The organism is Thalassobacter sp. HA4-2 (assembly GCF_055693705.1).
The window spans coordinates 1,188,939-1,206,247 of record NZ_JBVFUK010000001.1; the positions used below are offsets into that span (position 1 = coordinate 1,188,939).

Here is a 17,309-nt window from a genome sequence, read left to right on the forward strand (position 1 = left end):
AGGATATGCATCCCTCTTGGGGTTACCTCTGGTACTCGATCCTGTCGAGTTGCCAGATGCTGCGCGAATAGACCAGTTCGGACCGGTAGTCCGCGCTGCTGTCATAGGGGTAGATGATCCACAGGGGGCCTTTGTCGCGCACGGACATGGGCGCGCCATCCATCAAATAGGCGATGATTGGGCCGCCCTCGACCGCGTCCGACAGCGGGATTTCCACCGTATAGTCGTTGATTGCGCTGGCCAGAAAGGTGCCGCCTTCGGCTCCGATCACGTCTGCCAACACCTTCAGCGAGACACCTTCAAAGGTGTGGATACCATCGGTCCAGATCGTGCTGGTGTTGAACGCGGTGGCCGTCAGCGCGGTCAAGGCATCGCGGTCAAAGACGAGGGCATCGCCCATGTTGGTCTGGGAAATGTCACCCGAGACGGTCAGCAAGACATCGTCTTGCGGCGGGGCGACCGTCTGGGCCATGGCATGCGTTGAAACGACGCCTGCCAAAACCAAGCCGAGCGAAAACTGGACAAAACGTGTGAACATGAGGGGCCCCCTTATATGATTGACCATGTTTGTCACACACCGAGGGCATCTGCACCCGGGCATCGGGATGGGGACCTATCCGTTCGGATAGGGTCCGCCTAGGCCACAAGCGAAATGGCAGAGCGGCGCGCATCGACAAAGGTGCCGAACTCCGCACTCAGGTCGGCGCGATCCAGGGCAAAGGCCGCGGTCGCTTGGACAAATCCCTGCACCGACCCGCAATCAAACCGTTCGCCCGCAAAACGATAGCCAGACACGCCGACAGTCTCCACATCGGCGCTGATGGCATCGGTCAGTTGCAATTCGCCCCCGGCGCCGGGTCCCAGATTGTCCAGACGGTCAAAGATCGCACTGTCCAGAATGTAGCGCCCAATGACCGCCTTGGTGGAGGGCGCAGCCTCGGGGCGGGGCTTTTCGACCATGCCGCGCGCGTGGGATAGGCGCCCCGCCTCATGTGCAATGTCCAGAACGCCGTACTTGCTGGTCTGTGCCCGGGGCACATCCATCGTGGCCACCATATGTCCGCCCGCCGTGCGGTGGGCCTCGACCATCTGCGCCAGCGCGCGGGGTTGGCCCTTGATCACGTCATCGGGCAACACCACCGCAAAAGGTTCATTGCCAATATGCCGCTTGGCCTGTCTGACGGCGTGGCCCAGACCCATGGGGCGGCCTTGTCGCAGGATGGTCAGGGCACCTTCCGGCATGCGCGTGGGCTGCAACGCGTCCAGCGCATCTGTCTTGCCTGCGGCCTGTAGGCGATGTTCCAGGGCGGCGGCGGTGTCAAAGTAATCCTCCAGCGCGCCCTTGCCGGCGGCAGAGACGAAGATGAATTCTTCGATCCCGGCCTCGCGCGCCTCGTCCACGGCGTATTGGATCAAGGGGCGATCCACGAGGGTCAGCATCTCTTTGGGGATGGATTTTGTTGCGGGTAGAAAACGGGTTCCCATACCAGCGACGGGAAAGACTGCTTTGCGAATATGGGCCATGATCTGTGTCCAGTGTTTACGATTGCTTGGACGTTTGATCCCCTGAATTAACCATGTTCCGCAACGGAGCAGGGGGACAGGCCCCGCGCCCCTTGGGGCGGCGACCTCACCCAAGGGGCCATGTAGCCTATCCAAATGGATCAAACGTATCGTCAGATTCTGCATGACTTGCCCCGGCAACACCCATACATCTGTCACCGGGTGCAGGCGCAGGAGAAAAAGTTGAGCATGAGAGTTTTAATCGCAGACGACCACGACCTTCTTCGGGATACGCTTGTGCTGTTCTTGGAAAACGAAGGTGGGATCGAGGCCCAAGCCGTCGGCACATTGTCCGAGGCGGTGGACCAGATTGATGCCTCTGCGCCATTTGATCTGATCTTGCTAGACTACAATATGCCCGGGATGAACGGACTGGACGGGTTGAAGACCACGCTGGCGCGCGGCGCGGGGCAGCGTGTCGCCCTGATGTCGGGCGAGGCGACGAAACAAATCGCCGAAGATGCATTGAACGCCGGGGCTGCTGGGTTCGTGCCCAAGTCACTGCCCGCGAAATCCTTGGTCAATGCCGTCAAATTCATGGCCATGGGCGAACAATATGCACCGCTGGACTTTATGACGGCCGTGGAAGAGGCGCCAAGCAACCCGCTGGCCGACAAACTGACAGAGCGGGAGATGCAGGTTCTCAAGGGTTTGACAGAAGGCAAGTCAAACAAGGAAATTGCCCGGGATCTGGATATTCAGGAACCCACGGTAAAGCTGCATATGAAGACGCTGTATCGCAAGGTCGGGGCGGCCAACCGGACGCAAGCCGCCATGATCGCGCGCGAGGCTGGATTGTTCTGACCTATCCGTTCGGATTGGTGTCGCCTCCGTTTGCCACGCCCGGCTAGCCGTAGGGCCGCGTGAAATAAATTCCGCGCCATGGGATAGGACGCCGCGAGAAGAAATCTCGGTCCCTATGGATGGCGAAGCCCATGAACACGATCTACAGCACGCGTCTGCCTGCACAGGCCCCTTCGGCTCTGGTTGCCGTTAAGGTTAATGCGCCAGCGCTGTGTGGTGTCCGTCATGGGTAACTGCGCGCCTTTCGTCATGGCCGAGGCCTCCTGCAAGATCATCATCGCTGAAGATGATGATGTGCAACGGGATTACCTGTGCCACCTGATCAAGGGGCTGGGTTACGACGTCATTCCAGCCAGCAACGGTCAGGACGCTCTAGAGGCCGTCCGCGACACAGGCGCTCAGATCGTGATCAGCGACCTGTGGATGCCCAAGCTGGACGGGATCGCATTAACCCGTCGTATCCGCGCAATGGGGTCCGAGGCCTACATCCATATCTTCATGATCACCGGCAGTGATGAAACCGACATCCGCAATCAGGCGCTGGCCGCCGGGGTGGATGACTTTCTGACCAAAGGCGGCAGCCCCGCGCTGCTGAGTGCGCGCATCCAGACGGCCACGCGTCTGGTCGGTCACGCCGCCGAATTGGCACAGCGCAGCCGCATTCTCAAAGACTACAATGATCGGATCCAAGCCGATTTGCGGGCGGCTGCGGCGGCGCAACGGCAATTGCTGCCGGACCTGCAACGGGACATCCTGGGCTTCAGCATTGCCTCGGCCTTTGTGCCCTCTGCCATCGTGTCCGGCGACATGTTCAATTGCTTTGCCTTGGATCAGGACCGGATGGGCTTTTATGCCGTGGATGTCTCGGGGCATGGGGTGCACGCATCGCTCTTGTCCGTGGCCATCGGGCACCTGATCACCCCTGAATTCTTTCGTACCAAGGCGTTGGCGGTGGGTCACACACCAGACCCCGCCGCCCTTGTTGCTGCGCTGAATGATCGGTTTGGACAGGCCGACAACGACGATTATTTCACGATGTTCTGCGGTGTGATCGACACTGCGACCGGGCAGATGGATTACTGTCAGGCCGGTTACCCATCGCCCCTGTACGTCACCCCGGGCGGGCAGGCTGACCCAGTGGGGCAGGGGGGCTACCCGGTGGCCCTTCTGCCCCAGGCGACTTACACGAACTACACGCACACCCTGTGCCCCGGCAGCTCTCTGATTGTCACGTCTGACGCCGCCCCCGAGGCCGCCAATGCCGTGCAACAGGCCTTCGGCACGGATCGTCTACGCGCGGTGGTTGAAACTGCCCCCGCGGTGGGCCCCCAGAATATCCCCGACCGTATCGTAGACGCATTGAACGACTGGCGAGGCGCGCAGCCTCTGGATGACGATCTGACCGTCCTCGCCCTGACAAGGAAGAAATCCTCATGATCCACACAACCCATTACGATGCCGAAATCGTCGCTGTGCGCCCCGGCGTGGAACGCCTGACCGCGTTGCATGCCCGCACCTTCAAGGACGAGGTCATTGCCCTGATCAACCAAGGCACCAGCCAGTTGGTCATCGATTTTCAAGACGTCACCTTTCTGGACTCCTCGGGTCTGGGCGCGTTGGTGGGGGTGTTGAAGAAGATCGGCAACCGCGGAGAGGTCGCCGTGGCGGGCCTGAACAGCGATGTCCAGCAGATGTTCCGCATTTGCATGATGGAACACGTCTTTGCCAGCTACCGCGACGTGGACGCCGCCGTTTCCAGCCTGAGCGAGAGCCTGTGACCCGGCATACCTTTCATATGCGCAACCACCTGACGGAGGTTGATGCCATGGCGGTGTCCCTGCGGGGTGTCGTCGCGGGCGCGTTGGATCGCCAACAGGCGTTCCGGTTCGAGGTCTGCGTCGTCGAGGCGCTGACCAACCTTGTCCGCCATGCCGACGCGGCCCGCGCAAATGCCGCCATCGAAATCACCCTGTCCGAGGAAACGGACCGTGTGATCGTGGCGATCTGTGACCCCGCAGGCGCCGCCCCCTTCGATCTGACCCGTGCCGCGCCATCGCTGGCGGATGTGGATGTGATGGTCGAGGACGGGCGCGGCATCGGATTGATCAAACACTGCGCAGACGACGTCACATACGGCCCTCACGCGGGGCGCAATCAGCTGCGGCTGACACTTATGAAAACAGGAACCTAGTCCCATGATGCCTACAAATGTCGTGACACTTGCCGCACTTGGTGTTGCCGCCTGTCTGATGATCGGCCCCACAAGCCCTGCAAACGCCCAAACCGTGCCGGATGCCGCGCGCGCCGTCACCCTCGATGCCGTCACCCTTGAGTACGTCACCTTGGGGGAGAGACCTTTCAAAGTGTGACAATCCAGTCCGACTCCCCCTGCGCATCTCGGTGTCCGAGGGCGCGGGCCCACAGACCTGCGCGCGCAGTCTGCGCAACCAATCGTCCGCACACTCCGGCCGCATGGGCCAGCTGACAGCGCGCGAATTCGAGATGGCCAAGACCGCTTGGTCCTACTTCGAATTGCGCTATCAGCCAGAGACCGGCCTTGTGAACGCCGTGGGGGCGTTTCCCTCCACGACCCTGTGGGACACCGCATCCTATCTCAGCGCGCTGGTGGCGGCCTATGAATTGTGTGTCATCGACAAACGCACCTTCGACGCCCGGGCCAACAAACTTCTGAATACCTTGCGCAATCTGGACCTGTATCGCGGCGAAGCGCCGAACAAGGTCTACAATGCCGCGACGGGCGCCAAGGTAAACTACGCCAACGAGCCGGGCGAGGTTGGCATGTCCGCCAATGATATCGGCCGCATGTTGGTCTGGCTGAAAATCCTGAAAGAACGTCACCCGCATCTGGCCAATGGGGTCGACAACGTGCCCATGCGCTGGAACTTTTGCAATCTTGTCAGTGACGACGGGCGCATGTTCGGATCGTTCAAGCAGAAGGACGGCACCACCCGCTACGTCCAGGAGGGGCGTCTGGGCTATGAGGAGTATGCCGCAAAGGGCTTTGCGCTTTGGGGATTCAACGTGGACCGTGCCCTTGCGCCGCAACCTTTGGAATACGCCCATATCTACGGTGTGAAGGTGCCCTATGACGGGCGCGACCCCCGGGTCTTCAAAACCAAGAACTATGTCCTGACCGAAGGCTATATCCTCGAAGGGCTGGAGCTGGGCTGGGACCTGCCCACGGACCACACGAACGACAACATGGTGGCCAGCAACGGGTGGCGCGCCGAATTCGCCAATCGCATCTATCTGGTCCAGCAGCGCCGGTTCGAGCAGACGGGGATCATCACGGCCCGGTCCGAACATCAGGTCGAGGGACGCCCCTACTTCGTCTATGACAGCATCTTTGCCGATGGCTATGCGTGGAACACGCTGGATCCCACAGGCGCGTATCAGCCCGACCGCGCCGCCGTATCCGCCAAGGCCGCCGTGGGCATGTGGGCCCTGTGGGACACGCCTTACACCGACCTCTTGTTTGAAACTGTCGCCGACCTGTCGGAACCAGATCGCGGCTTTTACGAAGGCGTCTATGAAAATGGCAACGGGTTCATCCCCTTGCAGACGGCCAACAACAACGGGATCATTCTGGCCGCTTTGTTGTACAAGGTGCAGGGTCCCATCCTGCAACACGTCAACCAGAACACCCAAGTCTGGGATACCCTGTATGTCGGGACGGATATTCGCGGCAACAAGTGTCACCCGAACCCCGCCGAAGTGGTCGTGCCGTGCTGCGCCTGCGCCAACCGCACCAAGCTGGACCCGGTCATCCCCGTGGAAGACTTCCTGTATTGCCGTCCGGTCGAGGGGGCAGAGGAGTTCGGTGCCACGAATTGCAGCACCGTAGAGCATAAACTGGCCCCGCCCAAACCACGTCAGGTCTTTGGTCAAAGCTGCCCAGCCCTGGGGCTGGCACAATGAGCGCCGCATCCCAGTCCCGTCTCGTCTGGTTTGATGCCAACCGGGTGTTCGCAGCCTTCGGCGTTGTGTTGATCCACGCCTCTACGGATTTTGGCGGCAAACCGTTCCAGGGGGCCGCGCAAGACGAACGGATCGTGCCCCTGTTGCTCCGCTCCATCGGGGAGTTTTCGGGCTCGGAGATGTTCTTCATGTTCTCGCTGTTTCTGATGGCGATGCGCGTGGACAAAAAGATGCCGTCCTATGGGGCGGCCATTGCCCAGCAGGCCAGCCGCCTGTTGATCCCCTTTGCCTTTTGGGTGGTGTTCTATGCCTTCTTCCGCCTGATCAAGGCAGATGCGTTCAACTACGCGCCCTATATCTGGGACCAGCTGGGGCAGGTCCAAAGCTGGGTTGGGTATTTCGTTCTGGGCAAGTCGCAGTATCACATGCACTTTTTGCCCACTTTGTTTGCGCTGTTCCTGTTCTACCCGGTGATGCGCACCGCCACCCGCTATCCGATCCTTGGGCTGACAGTGGTCATTACGATTGGGGTGATGAACAACACCCATGCCTTTCTCTGGAGCCTCGATCTGGATCCGGTGCTGCGCGATTACCTCGTGCGCGCGATCAAGGTGTTTGGCTATGTGGGCTATGGCATGGCGGCCTTTGCGATCTACGGGCTGTGGAATGACGGCATCCCCCGGGGCGAGTCGCGCCTGATCCGCAAATGCGGGTTCTACTTTGCGGGATTGGCCTATCTGGCCACGCTGCCGTTCTATTTCGCGGCTTATGAAGCGGGCACTTGGGCCGTGCGCGGGGGATGGGATTTCTACGGGCACTTTTTGATGCCGATTTTCATCTTCTTCATCTTCATCGGGGGGCAGTTCCTACAGTGGTCCCCCCGTTGGAGCGTGCTGGCGCGTTACTCCTTCGGGGTGTATCTGGTCCACCCGCTGTTGATTGACGTATTTGATGTGATGATTTTCAAATCAGGTCTGTCACAGATGATGGCGCCGTGGCTGATTGTGCTGACCCGTTTTGCCTTTGCGCTGCCATGCTCCTTCCTGCTGGCCGTTGGCCTGTCGCGGGTCACATATTTTGCATGGACGATTGGCCTTGGCCCTTACCCTTGGCACAGGCGCGATGCCGTGCAGACGGCGGGAACATAGCTTGGACGACTACTTTACAAAATTCGAGGACCGGATCCCACCAGCCCCCTTGCCCTATTCCGCAACACGGGAATTGATTTGGCAGTTTCTGGCGGTGGTCACCTTGGTCTTGGGGGCGTGGTATATCGCGTGGCGCTGGACCGGGTCCCTGAACCCGGACGCCTTGTGGTTTGCGGTGCCCTTGGCCTTGGCCGAGACTTGCGCCTTTGGGGGCATGATCCTGTTTGTCTTCAACCTTTGGAAAGACGATCCCGTTGACATCAAGGACGCGCCCGCAACCCTTGGCGATGTGACCACCGCGCACCCCGAGGCCGCGCGCCCCATCGCGGTGGACGTGATGTTCGCCACCTACGACGAAGACCCGGACCTTGTGCGCCTTGGCATCATGGACGCCAAGAAAATGACCTATCCCCATCCCATAGATATCCGAATTCACGTGCTGGACGACGGGCGGCGCGACCAGATGCGGGCGGTGACGCTGGCCGAGGGGGCAAACTATATCTCGCGCACCACGAACGAGGGGTTCAAGGCGGGCAACCTACGCCATGCGATGGAACAGACCAGTGGCGATTTTCTTGTGATCTGCGATGCCGACACCCGGCCTTTCCCGACCTTGTTGCAAAACACGCTGGGGTATTTCCGGGACCCCAAGATGGCGTGGGTGCAAACGCCCCAGTGGTTCTATGACCTGCCCGAGGGGCAACGCCTGCCCGACGCCCTGAACCGCCGTTTCGGGGGGCGCCGCCGCCTTGGGGCGGGCCGTGGAACGGATCGCGGGGCCCATTCAGGTGGGCCAAGATCCTTTCGTCAACGACCCGCAAATGTTCTACGACATCATCCAGCGCCGCAGAAACTGGGCCAATGCTTCGTTTTGCTGCGGGGCAGGGTCCATCCACCGCCGCGAAGCGGTGATGGAGGCCGCCCTGCGCAGCTTTGGGGCCAAGGTTGAACAACGGACCCTCGCCGCCGAAGAACGGATCACCGTGTCCAGCAAGGAGCGGACCATCGCCCCCGCGCTGGTGGACGCCATCCGGACACAGGCCGTCACCACCGAGATCTTGACCCCGTACCGGTTCCACGTCTCCGAAGATATCTACACCTCGATCGTGCTCCATTCCGACACGGCGCGGGGCTGGAAATCCAAGATGCACCCCATCGTCGAAAGCAAGATGCTCTCGCCGCAGGATCTGCTGACATGGACCGTGCAGCGTTATAAATATGCGGGCGGCAGTCTGGACATCTTGTTCAAGGACAATCCCCTGTTTCGTCGTGGCCTGACGCTGGCACAGCGCGGCATGTATGCGACGACGTTCTATTCGTACCTGTCGCCCCTGTGGAACATCGTGTTTCTGGCAGCCCCGATCCTTTATCTGTTTACAGGTACTTCCCCCGTATCGGCCTATTCGACCGAGTTCTTTATGCGGCTGATCCCGTTTCTGGTCTCGCTGGAATTGGCAATCATGGTGGGGACGTGGGGGGTCGCGGGCTATGCGTCCAAGGCCAGCTACCTGGCCTTTTTCCCTGTCGGGATGCGCGCCCTGTCGTCGGTGCTGCGCGGCCAAAAGATATCCTTCCCCGTCACCCCAAAGGTGCGCCAATCGGGCAACTTTCTGGGGTTGGTCAAACCACAGATCGCCGTGGTCGCCCTGACGCTTGTGTCGGCGCTCTGGGCGTGGGGCAGCCTGACCTTCGGGGACAGCCCCCATTCGGTCACGGGTGTCGTGGCCAACGTCCTGTGGGGATTCAACAACTGCCTTGCGATGGCAGGCATCATCGGCGCGGCCCTCTGGACGCCCGAAGACGAAACAAGGAACGCCTGAAATGAGTTTCCGTGAAAATCTGATCAAAGCCCGCAGCCACATCATCTTTCTGCTGGCGCTGGGGTGCGGCTTGGCCTTGGTCTTCTTTATCGAAGGCAAGACTGGCACGCCGCCGCTCACGGCCCAAACCCCGCAACAAGGACCTGACGCCATGGATACGTTCAACGCGCTGGTGCCCTTGCCATTGGCGGACACCGGCACCCCCGGACCCCAGGATCTGGAGTTCGCGCGCATCGCCTGGACATACTTTGAAAACAACACGCACCCGGACACCGGGCTGGTCAATTCGGCGGATCAATACCCCTCGACCACCATGTGGGAAACCGGGTCCTATTTCGTGGCCACGATTTCAGCGGACTTGCTGGGCGTGATCGACAGCCAGCAGGCCCAGACCCGCATCGACACGGCGCTGGAGACCCTGATCGAAATGCGCCTGTTTGACGATATGCTGCCCAACAAGGCCTATAACGTGGGCACGGGGGCCTTGGTGAACTATGCCAACCAACCCGTGGAACGGGGCCTTGGCTGGTCCGCGCTGGACATCGCGCGCATCGTGGCCGCCCTTGGCGCGGTCGAGGCACATTACCCCGCATTGGCCCCCAAGGTCGCCCAGTTGATTGGACGCTGGAACTTGGACGCCATGATCAAGGACGGGCAACTGATCGGCGGCAATATGATTGACCAGACCCTGCGCCACGATCAAGAGGGCCGCGTGGGCTACGAACAATATGCGGCCAAGGCGATGATGCTGTTCGGCTTTGACACCCATCGGGCCTTTGATGCGGAAAAGAACCTGATGATCCGACAGGTCGAGGGGCAACCGATCCCCGTGGACACCCGGATGCACCGCAACACGATCCCGGCCTTTACCGTCAGCGAGCCCTATCTGTTCGACGGGCTAGAGTTCGGCTTTGACACCCGGTCCCACCGTTTTGCCACTGCGATCTATGGGGCCCAAGAGGCGCGTTTTCGCAACCATGGCATCCTGACCGCCGTCAGCGAGTCGCACCTGGATGTGGCGCCGTACTTTGTCTACTCCTCCGTGTGGGGCGGTGGGGCCGATTGGGCGGTTCTGTCCTTCAGGGGCGAACGTCTGGACAGCAAGCGCACCATCACAACCAAGGTGGCCTTTGCGTGGGACGCGCTGTTTGACACGGATTACACGCAGGAACTGATGGACGCCATTGCCCCCTTGGGGATCCAGATCGCGGCTGGCCCGAGGGGATCTATGAACGCGATGGCACCACGAATTCCTCGGTCACTGTGAATACGAATGCGACCGTCTTGGCCGCGCTGTCGTTCCGCGCCCATGGGCCATTGTTGCAGGCGGCACGATGATCAAGACGTCCGCTGTGGTCCTCGGTCTGGGGTTTTGCGCGTCCGCCGCCTTGGCGGAGCCTTGTGTGACCGACACCTTCGACACGCCAGTGTCCGGCGCCACAGATGTTGTGGCCCATGTCTCTGACACGCCTTCGGTGCAGTTTCCGGCGTTCTGGCAAGAGGGGGCGGTGCAGGGCGTGCGCTATCAGATCTTTGCAAATGGCGAGGGGACAGTGGGGCCAGCAGACCCTCAGGCCCCTTGGCGGATTGCCATCACATGCGGCGCGGCCTGTGACGTCTCGACAAAAGGCACACCGCCCGAAATTGCCCATGTCGTTGCGCGGGTCTTGGGCCGGTGCCTGTTGGGGCAGGCGATTTCGGCCACCGATTTCGACCCGCCGGCGGTGCAGGCCCCCGTTGCCCCAGCCGTCCCCGTTGCACCGCCGCCCCCTGTGGCGTGCGGCAAGGACACCGTGCAAGAGCCGTCCAAAGTCGCCACCTTGCAACGTATGCTGATGCGCGCGGGACAGAACCCCGGGCCTGTGGATGGGCTGTTGGGACCCAAGACCCTTGGTGCGCTTGCGGCCTTTGTGCCTGGTGCGACCTGGGGCACGTCCATAGACCAAGCCATTGATACCCTTGATCAATACCTTTGCGCGCAGGCCGAATAGGCCTGCGTCACGCCCGCCCGCGCGGCCCCTGTCCACGTCATAACCATCCGCGCCCGCCGACCTATCCTTTTGAGACTTGAGTTATCTTTTTGCCCTTTCGCACCCGGCCTCGCGATCTGCGATGCCCGGTCCAGCAAAACGCTGAAAACCAATCAAAGCATCCCGGACCGCACCAGAACGTCGGTCCCGCTTTGTGCACCAAAAGGTCGATAAGAAATGAAAGATACGATTAACAGTCCTGTGTTTGATGTCTTGGGCACGGCCCTTGATGACCGGATTGTCGAAGGGTTCGAAGGCACCGACGGCACCCCCATGTCCGAACTGAAAGACCAAGTGGCCAAGGCCAATGGTCTGGAAGGGGACGACACCATTTCCACAGGTGCCGCCAATGATCTGGCTGCGGGCGATATGGTCGGGGACGAATGGACCTTTGTGGATGGCAAGTGGACCTATGACCAAAAGGCGGTCGTTGTGTCCGACTATGGCCAAGGCAAATCCTTTGACGATCTGATCCAGACCGGCAGCGGCGATGACGTTTTGCTGGGCAACACCGGCAATGACACGCTGCTGGCCGGGGCCGGGGACGACATCGTGAATGCGGGCCAAGGCAACGACGCGGCCTATGGCGGCAGTGGCGATGATCTGTTGAACCTTGAGGGCGGCAACGACTTTGCCGAAGGCGGGCACGGCAACGATGTCATCAACGGCGGGGCCGGCAATGATGTGATCTATGGCGACCTGCAAAACGGCAACCTGCTGGACACCGGGGCCACGCCCGCCGCGACCTTCAAGGATCTGGCCAAGGCCGGGGGCTGGACCATGACGGACAGCTTTGGCGTGGAAACCATTTCGCAGTCCGCACAGACCGTCGCGGGCGAGACCTACACGATTTCCTTCAATCTGGCGGCGAACCTTGCGGGGGGCACGCAACAGGTGTTGTCGAGGTCATTTGGAACGGCACCGTGGTGGACACCGTCAAGGCCACCTCCGGCGCGTTCGAGACCTTCGAGGTCGAGGTCACCAGCACCGGCGAACAGGGCGATCTGACCTTCCGCGCGCTCGAACCTGAGGCCAACACCGATTATAATTTCGACGGCCCGATCATCTCGGTCGATCAGGACATGACCATCGGGGGCGAGACCGTCACCGTCAAAGCCTTCGCCGCGGGGCAGGCCAAACTCTATCAGGTCATCGACGGACAGCTGAACGTCTTTGATGTAGAGAACAAGGAATACGTCGCCGTGGGCGAGGCTCCGGGCTTCAAGATCAACGCGGTTGGGTTCAACGTCGAGGATGGCCTGATCTACGGCGTTGCCAAATCAGCGGGCAAGGACGCGCTTGGCCACGACGTGTCCACCAGCGATATCGTCATGTTGGATGCCGATGGCGCCGCCTACCGCATCGGCGAGGGTTTTTACGGCGATTACGTGGGCGACTTTGACCAAAGCGGCAACCTGTGGACATTCCACAGCGCCCTGAACCGGGTCAGCGTTGTGGACGTTGACCAGTTGGACGCGGACGGCAACCCGGAAATCCAGCATTTCAAGTTTCCCGCCAACATGTTCACCGACCGGACCTACGACATTGCCTACAACGCGCAGGACAACAGCTTTTACGCCGTTGTCTCGCCGGGGGCCAATGGTCAGGCGGGCAAGGTCGTCAAGATGGACCTCAGCACCGTGGCCGACGGCGGCCGTCCCACCTTTTCCGAGGTGGCGATCACGGGCACGCTTTATGGCGACACCATGCAGAACGGCATGGCCAAAGGCGCCTATGGGGCCGTGTTCATGGACGGCGAAGGCAACCTTTACTTCGGCCTGAACCGGGGCGACCACGATCTGGATCAGACCACGGGGGCCCAAGGCGCGATCTTCAAGGTCAATGTCGATTGGGATGCAGGCCAGGCCTACGCGGAGTTCATGTCCGAGGCCCCCTCGACCGGGTCCAACGATGGTGCCGTGGATCCGCGCTCCACTGATGCCTTCACCCAGATTGACGCCGATGCGGCGGTCCTGATCCAGGATCCGGCCCTTGTCCGCGTGGAAGGGGGCAACGACACCCTCAACGGGGGCGCTGGCGACGACGAGATGCACGGCAACGAAGGCGACGACGCCCTGAACGGCGGCACCGGGGACGATGCCCTGTACGGGGACGCGGGCAACGACGCGGTCAACGGTGGACAAGGTAACGACGTGGCCATGGGCGGGGCAGGCAACGACAGTCTGCGCGGTCAGGACGGCAACGACATGCTGGATGGCGGCGCGGGCACGGATTATGTCCACGGCGGCGCAGGCAGCGACAGCCTGTCCGGCGGCAGCGGCGGTGACAAGCTTGTCGGCGGCACCGGCAGCGATACGCTGAAAGGCGGCGCAGGGAACGACCACCTGTGGGGCGGCGAATGGCGCGCGGACGGTACGGCGGATACCTTCGTGTTTGTCAGCGGTACGGGCAAGGACTACGTCCACGACTTCGAGGCCGATCTGGACGTCATTGACCTGACGGCCTTCGACACGACCTTTGACGCGGTCCAAGGTGTGACCACCGATCTGGGCTGGGCCACGGTCATTGATCTGCAACAGCTGGACGGGGGACAGTCCGGGGACCGCATCGTCCTGACCAATGTCGAGGCGACGGACCTTGATTACGAGGCCTTTGTGTTCTGATTCAACATCGCGCAGGGCGGCTTCTGGTCGCCCTGCGCACTTTTCGCTTTTGCGTCAGGTCTGCCGCCACAGGCCCTCCCGACGCAGGGCACCGGCTTGTCCGTCTACTGGCCCGTTTACTGGCCCGTTTACTGGCCCGTCAGGTGCATCATGTCGTCAAAGGCGCGGCGCAGGGCCGCGGACCACGCCGTGGACAGGGTCTGGAAATCAGGGTCGTTGTCCTCGATCCGGCGCTTTTGGGAAAAGGCCAGCTGGTCCACCTCCAGCACGGTCAAATCAAGGGGCATGCCCACGGACAGGTTCGACCGCAGGGTGCTGTCCATGGACAAAAGCGCCGCCGTGACGCTGACGTTCAAGGGGGTCTCGGGGGTGACGACGCGGTCCAGAATGGGCTTGCCGTACTTGTGCTCTCCGATCTGGAAATAGGGGGTCTCGTCCCCGGCCTCGATGAAGTTGCCCGCAGTATAGACGTGGAACAGGCGGTGCGCCCCACCGGCGCGCTGTCCACCCACAATGATGGAGCTCATGGTGCTTTCGCCCGATTGTTGCAAACCCGGCCCGTAGCGCGACTGCACCACACGCATGGCGTCGCCCACGATCTCGGCGATGCGGAACATGGAGGGGGCATCAAGGATGGTCTCGAACCCGTTTTCCGGGTGGTCGATGTTTTCCTGCAACAGGGAAATCACGGCCTGTGTGATGGCCAGATTGCCCGCCGTCATCATGGTGATGCAGCGGTCGCCCGGCACCTCCCACGTGAACATCTTTTTGAACTTGGCGATGTTGTCCATGCCCGCGTTGGTGCGGGTATCGGACAAAAAGACCAGCCCGCTGTTGAGTTTGATGGCGACGCAATATGTCATGTGGGTTCCAAGGGTTCGGCAGGTTCACGCTGTTCCTAGGCCCATTGCTGCACCGCCGCAACCGTCACTGCGTCGGCTGACCCTGCGTTTGCGGGGCAGGGGCGCCAAAGCCGAAGACATCGGCGGTCTGGGTCGCCATGGCGTTCACGTCCTCGATGAACTCGGTCAGCCATTCGTGCAGGCCCGCGCGAAAGATGTCATCCACATCCGTGTCCATCAGGGCGGTGTATCTCGACCGCACCCGCTGGCGCAGGCCCTGCTGGCCATAATCCGTGGGCGAGATCAGGGTGTCGATCTCGCCGTAGATATGGCTGAGCGCGGTGCGCAGGGACCGGGGGCTGTCACGGTTCAGGACCAGCAGGTCCACGACCCCTTCGGCATCCAGATTGCGGCCATAGATATGGCGGAACGCCGTGGCGGAATTGGCCGCGCGCAGGATCTGCAACCACTGCATGTAATCCAGACCGCCGCCCACATCCGTGGCTTGGGGCAGCAGGACATGGTATTTCACATCCAGCAGGCGCGCGGTGGCGTCGGCCCGTTCAAACCACTTGCCCAGTTGCACAAACCCGTGGCGATCGTTGCGCAACATGGTCTCGGAGATGGTGCCGCCGATCATGGCGGTGCGGCTGCGGACCCAGTCCAGAAAGGCGCTCAGGTTCTCGCGGTCCAGCTCGCGGGTCAGGTGCTGGCCCAACTCGGCATGGGTCTGGTTGATCGCCTCCCACACCTCGGAGGTGAGCGAGGGGCGCACGGCCTTGGCGTTCTGGCGCGCCGCCGACACGCACGACACGATGGACGAGGGGTTGGCAGTGTCGCGGATCAGGTGTTCGGACACCCCCGCCGCGTCCGCATCCTCCGGCGTGCCGGGATAGGTGGCCGAACAGCCCGAGGCCACGACCACACTGGTCCATTCGCTGTGCACCAGCGTGTCCCGGCGGGGCAGGGCGTCCAGCCTGCGGCCCGCGTCCAGCAGGCGTGCGGTGGTGTCCATCCGCTCCACATAACGCGACATCCAGAACAGCCCTTCGGCGGTACGACTAAGCATCGGTGCTGTCCCCCTTGGTGGTGTCGCCGGTCAGGACCCAAGTGTCCTTGACCCCGCCCCCCTGACTGGAATTGACCACCAGGGACCCTTGGGTCAGGGCCACCCGGGACAGCCCGCTGGGGATCAGGGAGGTGGTCTTGCCCGAAATCACGAAAGGTCGCAGGTCAACGTGCCGGGCCGAGGGGCCGTCGGGCGTCAAGATCGGGGCCTCGGACAGGGCCAGCGTCGGCTGTGCCACGTAGTTTGTCGGGTTGGCCGCCAGCACCTTTGCAAATTCGGCCACCTGCTTTGCGCTTGAGGTCGGGCCGACGAGCATACCGTACCCGCCAGAGCCGTGTACCTCTTTCACCACAAGCTCTGCCAGATGGTCCATCACATAGGCCAGCTCGTCGGGGCGGTCGCAGCAATAGGTCTGTACGTTGGGGATGATCGGGTCCTCGCCCAGATACAGGCGGATCATGTCGGGCACATAGGTGTAGATCGCCTTGTCGTCGGCAATGCCCGCCCCCGGCGTATTCACCAGCGTGACGTTGCCCGCCTTCATGGCCCCGATGATGCCCGGCACCCCAAGGGCGCTGTCGGGGCGAAAGACCTGGGGGTCCAGAAAGGCGTCGTCGATCCGGCGGTACAGCACATCCACACGCTGGGGCCCATGGGTGGTGCGCATGTACAGCACGTCGTCGGCGACAAACAGGTCCGTGCCCTCCACCAACTCGATCCCCATCAGATCGGCCAGAAAGTAATGCTCGTAATAGGCAGAGTTGTACTGCCCCGGCGTCAGCAGGGCCAGGGTCGGGGTGCCCGCGCAATTGGCTGGCGCGCAGTCCTGCATGGCCGAGGCCAGATGTTCGCCGTAGCCATCCACGGACCGCACCTGCCCCCCTTGAACAGACCCGGGAACATGCGCGCCATGACCTCGCGGTTCTGCAACACGTAAGACACGCCGGACGGGGTGCGGCAGTTGTCCTCCAGCACGAAAAACGCATCCTCGCCCGTGCGCACGATATCCACCCCGATGATATGGGACCAGATATCGTGGGGCGGGCGGTAGCCGTTCATCTGCGGCAGGTAGGCGGGGTTCCTGAGGATCATCTCCTCGGGCATGATCCCCTCGGCCACGATGCGCCGGTCGCCGTAAACATCGGCGATAAAGGCGTTCAGGGCGCGGGCACGCTGTTTCGATCCGCGATCCACGATATCCCATTCGGCGCTGTTGAAGACCCGGGGCACCATGTCAAAGGGGATCAGGCGGTCCGGGTCGCCCCCTTCGGTATAGACGGCAAAGGTGATCCCGATGCGGCGAAACAGGGCGTCCGCCTCGGCCTGCCGGTCCAAAAGCGCCTCTGGCCCGTGGCGATCCAGCCAGTCCTGAATGGCGGCATATTCGGCGCGGACCTGCCCGTCGCGGTACATTTCATTATACATTCGGTCGCTCGTCCTTGGGGTTAACCCTTGTGGGTCAATGGGAAT

The 17,309-nt window shown here is 61.7% G+C and carries 16 protein-coding genes and 1 pseudogene; 12 read left to right on the forward strand and 5 right to left on the reverse strand.

Going from position 1 to position 17,309, the window contains the following annotated elements; translation table 11 throughout:
- Positions 1 to 22: 22 nt before the first annotated feature.
- Together ACZ1G0_RS06090 and ACZ1G0_RS06095 are read right to left on the reverse strand one after the other, a co-directional pair.
- Positions 23 to 538 carry a putative pterin-binding protein gene (locus tag ACZ1G0_RS06090; protein WP_472736130.1) on the reverse strand — a complete coding sequence of 172 codons (516 nt, stop codon included), beginning with the start codon at positions 536 to 538 and terminating at the stop codon, positions 23 to 25.
- Between the two features lie 98 nt (positions 539 to 636).
- Positions 637 to 1,524 (reverse strand): UTP--glucose-1-phosphate uridylyltransferase, encoded by an 888-nt coding sequence (locus ACZ1G0_RS06095; protein ID WP_472736131.1) that lies wholly within the window; start codon positions 1,522 to 1,524, stop codon positions 637 to 639.
- A gap of 228 nt (positions 1,525 to 1,752) precedes the next feature.
- Here ACZ1G0_RS06095 and ACZ1G0_RS06100 point away from each other — a divergent pair, with 228 nt between their 5' ends.
- From ACZ1G0_RS06100 to ACZ1G0_RS06155, 12 genes are all read left to right on the forward strand, one after another.
- Positions 1,753 to 2,367 (forward strand): response regulator transcription factor, encoded by a 615-nt coding sequence (locus ACZ1G0_RS06100; protein WP_472736132.1) that lies wholly within the window; start codon positions 1,753 to 1,755, stop codon positions 2,365 to 2,367.
- Positions 2,368 to 2,565: 198 nt separating this feature from the next.
- The gene (locus ACZ1G0_RS06105) at positions 2,566 to 3,804 is read left to right on the forward strand and encodes a SpoIIE family protein phosphatase (RefSeq protein WP_472736133.1); all 1,239 of its coding nucleotides are present in this window, start codon (positions 2,566 to 2,568) and stop codon (positions 3,802 to 3,804) included.
- Positions 3,801 to 4,145, forward strand: a complete 345-nt coding sequence (locus ACZ1G0_RS06110) for an STAS domain-containing protein (RefSeq protein WP_472736134.1) — start codon at positions 3,801 to 3,803, stop codon at positions 4,143 to 4,145. The genes ACZ1G0_RS06105 and ACZ1G0_RS06110 overlap by 4 nt, the downstream gene beginning before the upstream one ends.
- Before the next feature lie 17 nt (positions 4,146 to 4,162).
- Positions 4,163 to 4,558, forward strand: coding sequence for an ATP-binding protein (locus tag ACZ1G0_RS06115; RefSeq protein ID WP_472736135.1), 396 nt, complete (start codon positions 4,163 to 4,165; stop codon positions 4,556 to 4,558).
- A 281-nt stretch (positions 4,559 to 4,839) separates the two neighbouring features.
- Complete coding sequence (locus ACZ1G0_RS06120; RefSeq protein ID WP_472736136.1) at positions 4,840 to 6,306, forward strand: DUF3131 domain-containing protein; 1,467 nt, start codon at positions 4,840 to 4,842, stop codon at positions 6,304 to 6,306.
- The gene (locus ACZ1G0_RS06125; RefSeq protein ID WP_472736137.1) at positions 6,303 to 7,454 is read left to right on the forward strand and encodes an acyltransferase; all 1,152 of its coding nucleotides are present in this window, start codon (positions 6,303 to 6,305) and stop codon (positions 7,452 to 7,454) included. Before ACZ1G0_RS06120 ends, ACZ1G0_RS06125 begins: the two co-directional genes overlap by 4 nt.
- Before the next feature lies 1 nt (position 7,455).
- A complete protein-coding gene (locus tag ACZ1G0_RS06130) occupies positions 7,456 to 8,403 on the forward strand; it encodes a glycosyltransferase (RefSeq protein ID WP_472736138.1) in 948 nt (315 codons plus the stop codon).
- Between the two features lie 872 nt (positions 8,404 to 9,275).
- Positions 9,276 to 10,541 (forward strand): DUF3131 domain-containing protein, encoded by a 1,266-nt coding sequence (locus ACZ1G0_RS06135; RefSeq protein ID WP_472736139.1) that lies wholly within the window; start codon positions 9,276 to 9,278, stop codon positions 10,539 to 10,541.
- Positions 10,499 to 10,612 (forward strand): hypothetical protein, encoded by a 114-nt coding sequence (locus tag ACZ1G0_RS06140; RefSeq protein WP_472737775.1) that lies wholly within the window; start codon positions 10,499 to 10,501, stop codon positions 10,610 to 10,612. The genes ACZ1G0_RS06135 and ACZ1G0_RS06140 overlap by 43 nt, the downstream gene beginning before the upstream one ends.
- A complete protein-coding gene (locus ACZ1G0_RS06145) occupies positions 10,609 to 11,265 on the forward strand; it encodes a peptidoglycan-binding domain-containing protein (RefSeq protein ID WP_472736140.1) in 657 nt (218 codons plus the stop codon). The genes ACZ1G0_RS06140 and ACZ1G0_RS06145 overlap by 4 nt, the downstream gene beginning before the upstream one ends.
- Positions 11,266 to 11,481: 216 nt before the next feature.
- Positions 11,482 to 12,312: a calcium-binding protein gene (locus ACZ1G0_RS06150; RefSeq protein ID WP_472736141.1), complete on the forward strand. Its 831-nt coding sequence runs from the start codon at positions 11,482 to 11,484 to the stop codon at positions 12,310 to 12,312.
- Positions 12,228 to 13,928, forward strand: a complete 1,701-nt coding sequence (locus ACZ1G0_RS06155; RefSeq protein WP_472736142.1) for a calcium-binding protein — start codon at positions 12,228 to 12,230, stop codon at positions 13,926 to 13,928. The genes ACZ1G0_RS06150 and ACZ1G0_RS06155 overlap by 85 nt, the downstream gene beginning before the upstream one ends.
- A 128-nt stretch (positions 13,929 to 14,056) precedes the next feature.
- Here the strand turns inward: ACZ1G0_RS06155 and ACZ1G0_RS06160 are convergent, their stop codons facing one another.
- From ACZ1G0_RS06160 to ACZ1G0_RS06170, 3 genes and pseudogenes are all read right to left on the reverse strand, one after another.
- The gene (locus ACZ1G0_RS06160; RefSeq protein WP_472736143.1) at positions 14,057 to 14,791 is read right to left on the reverse strand and encodes a proteasome-type protease; all 735 of its coding nucleotides are present in this window, start codon (positions 14,789 to 14,791) and stop codon (positions 14,057 to 14,059) included.
- A gap of 64 nt (positions 14,792 to 14,855) precedes the next feature.
- Positions 14,856 to 15,839 carry an alpha-E domain-containing protein gene (locus ACZ1G0_RS06165; protein ID WP_472736144.1) on the reverse strand — a complete coding sequence of 328 codons (984 nt, stop codon included), beginning with the start codon at positions 15,837 to 15,839 and terminating at the stop codon, positions 14,856 to 14,858.
- Positions 15,832 to 17,264 (reverse strand): annotated as a pseudogene (locus ACZ1G0_RS06170) (circularly permuted type 2 ATP-grasp protein). The gene ACZ1G0_RS06165 and the pseudogene ACZ1G0_RS06170 overlap by 8 nt, the downstream one beginning before the upstream one ends.
- Positions 17,265 to 17,309: the final 45 nt, after the last annotated feature.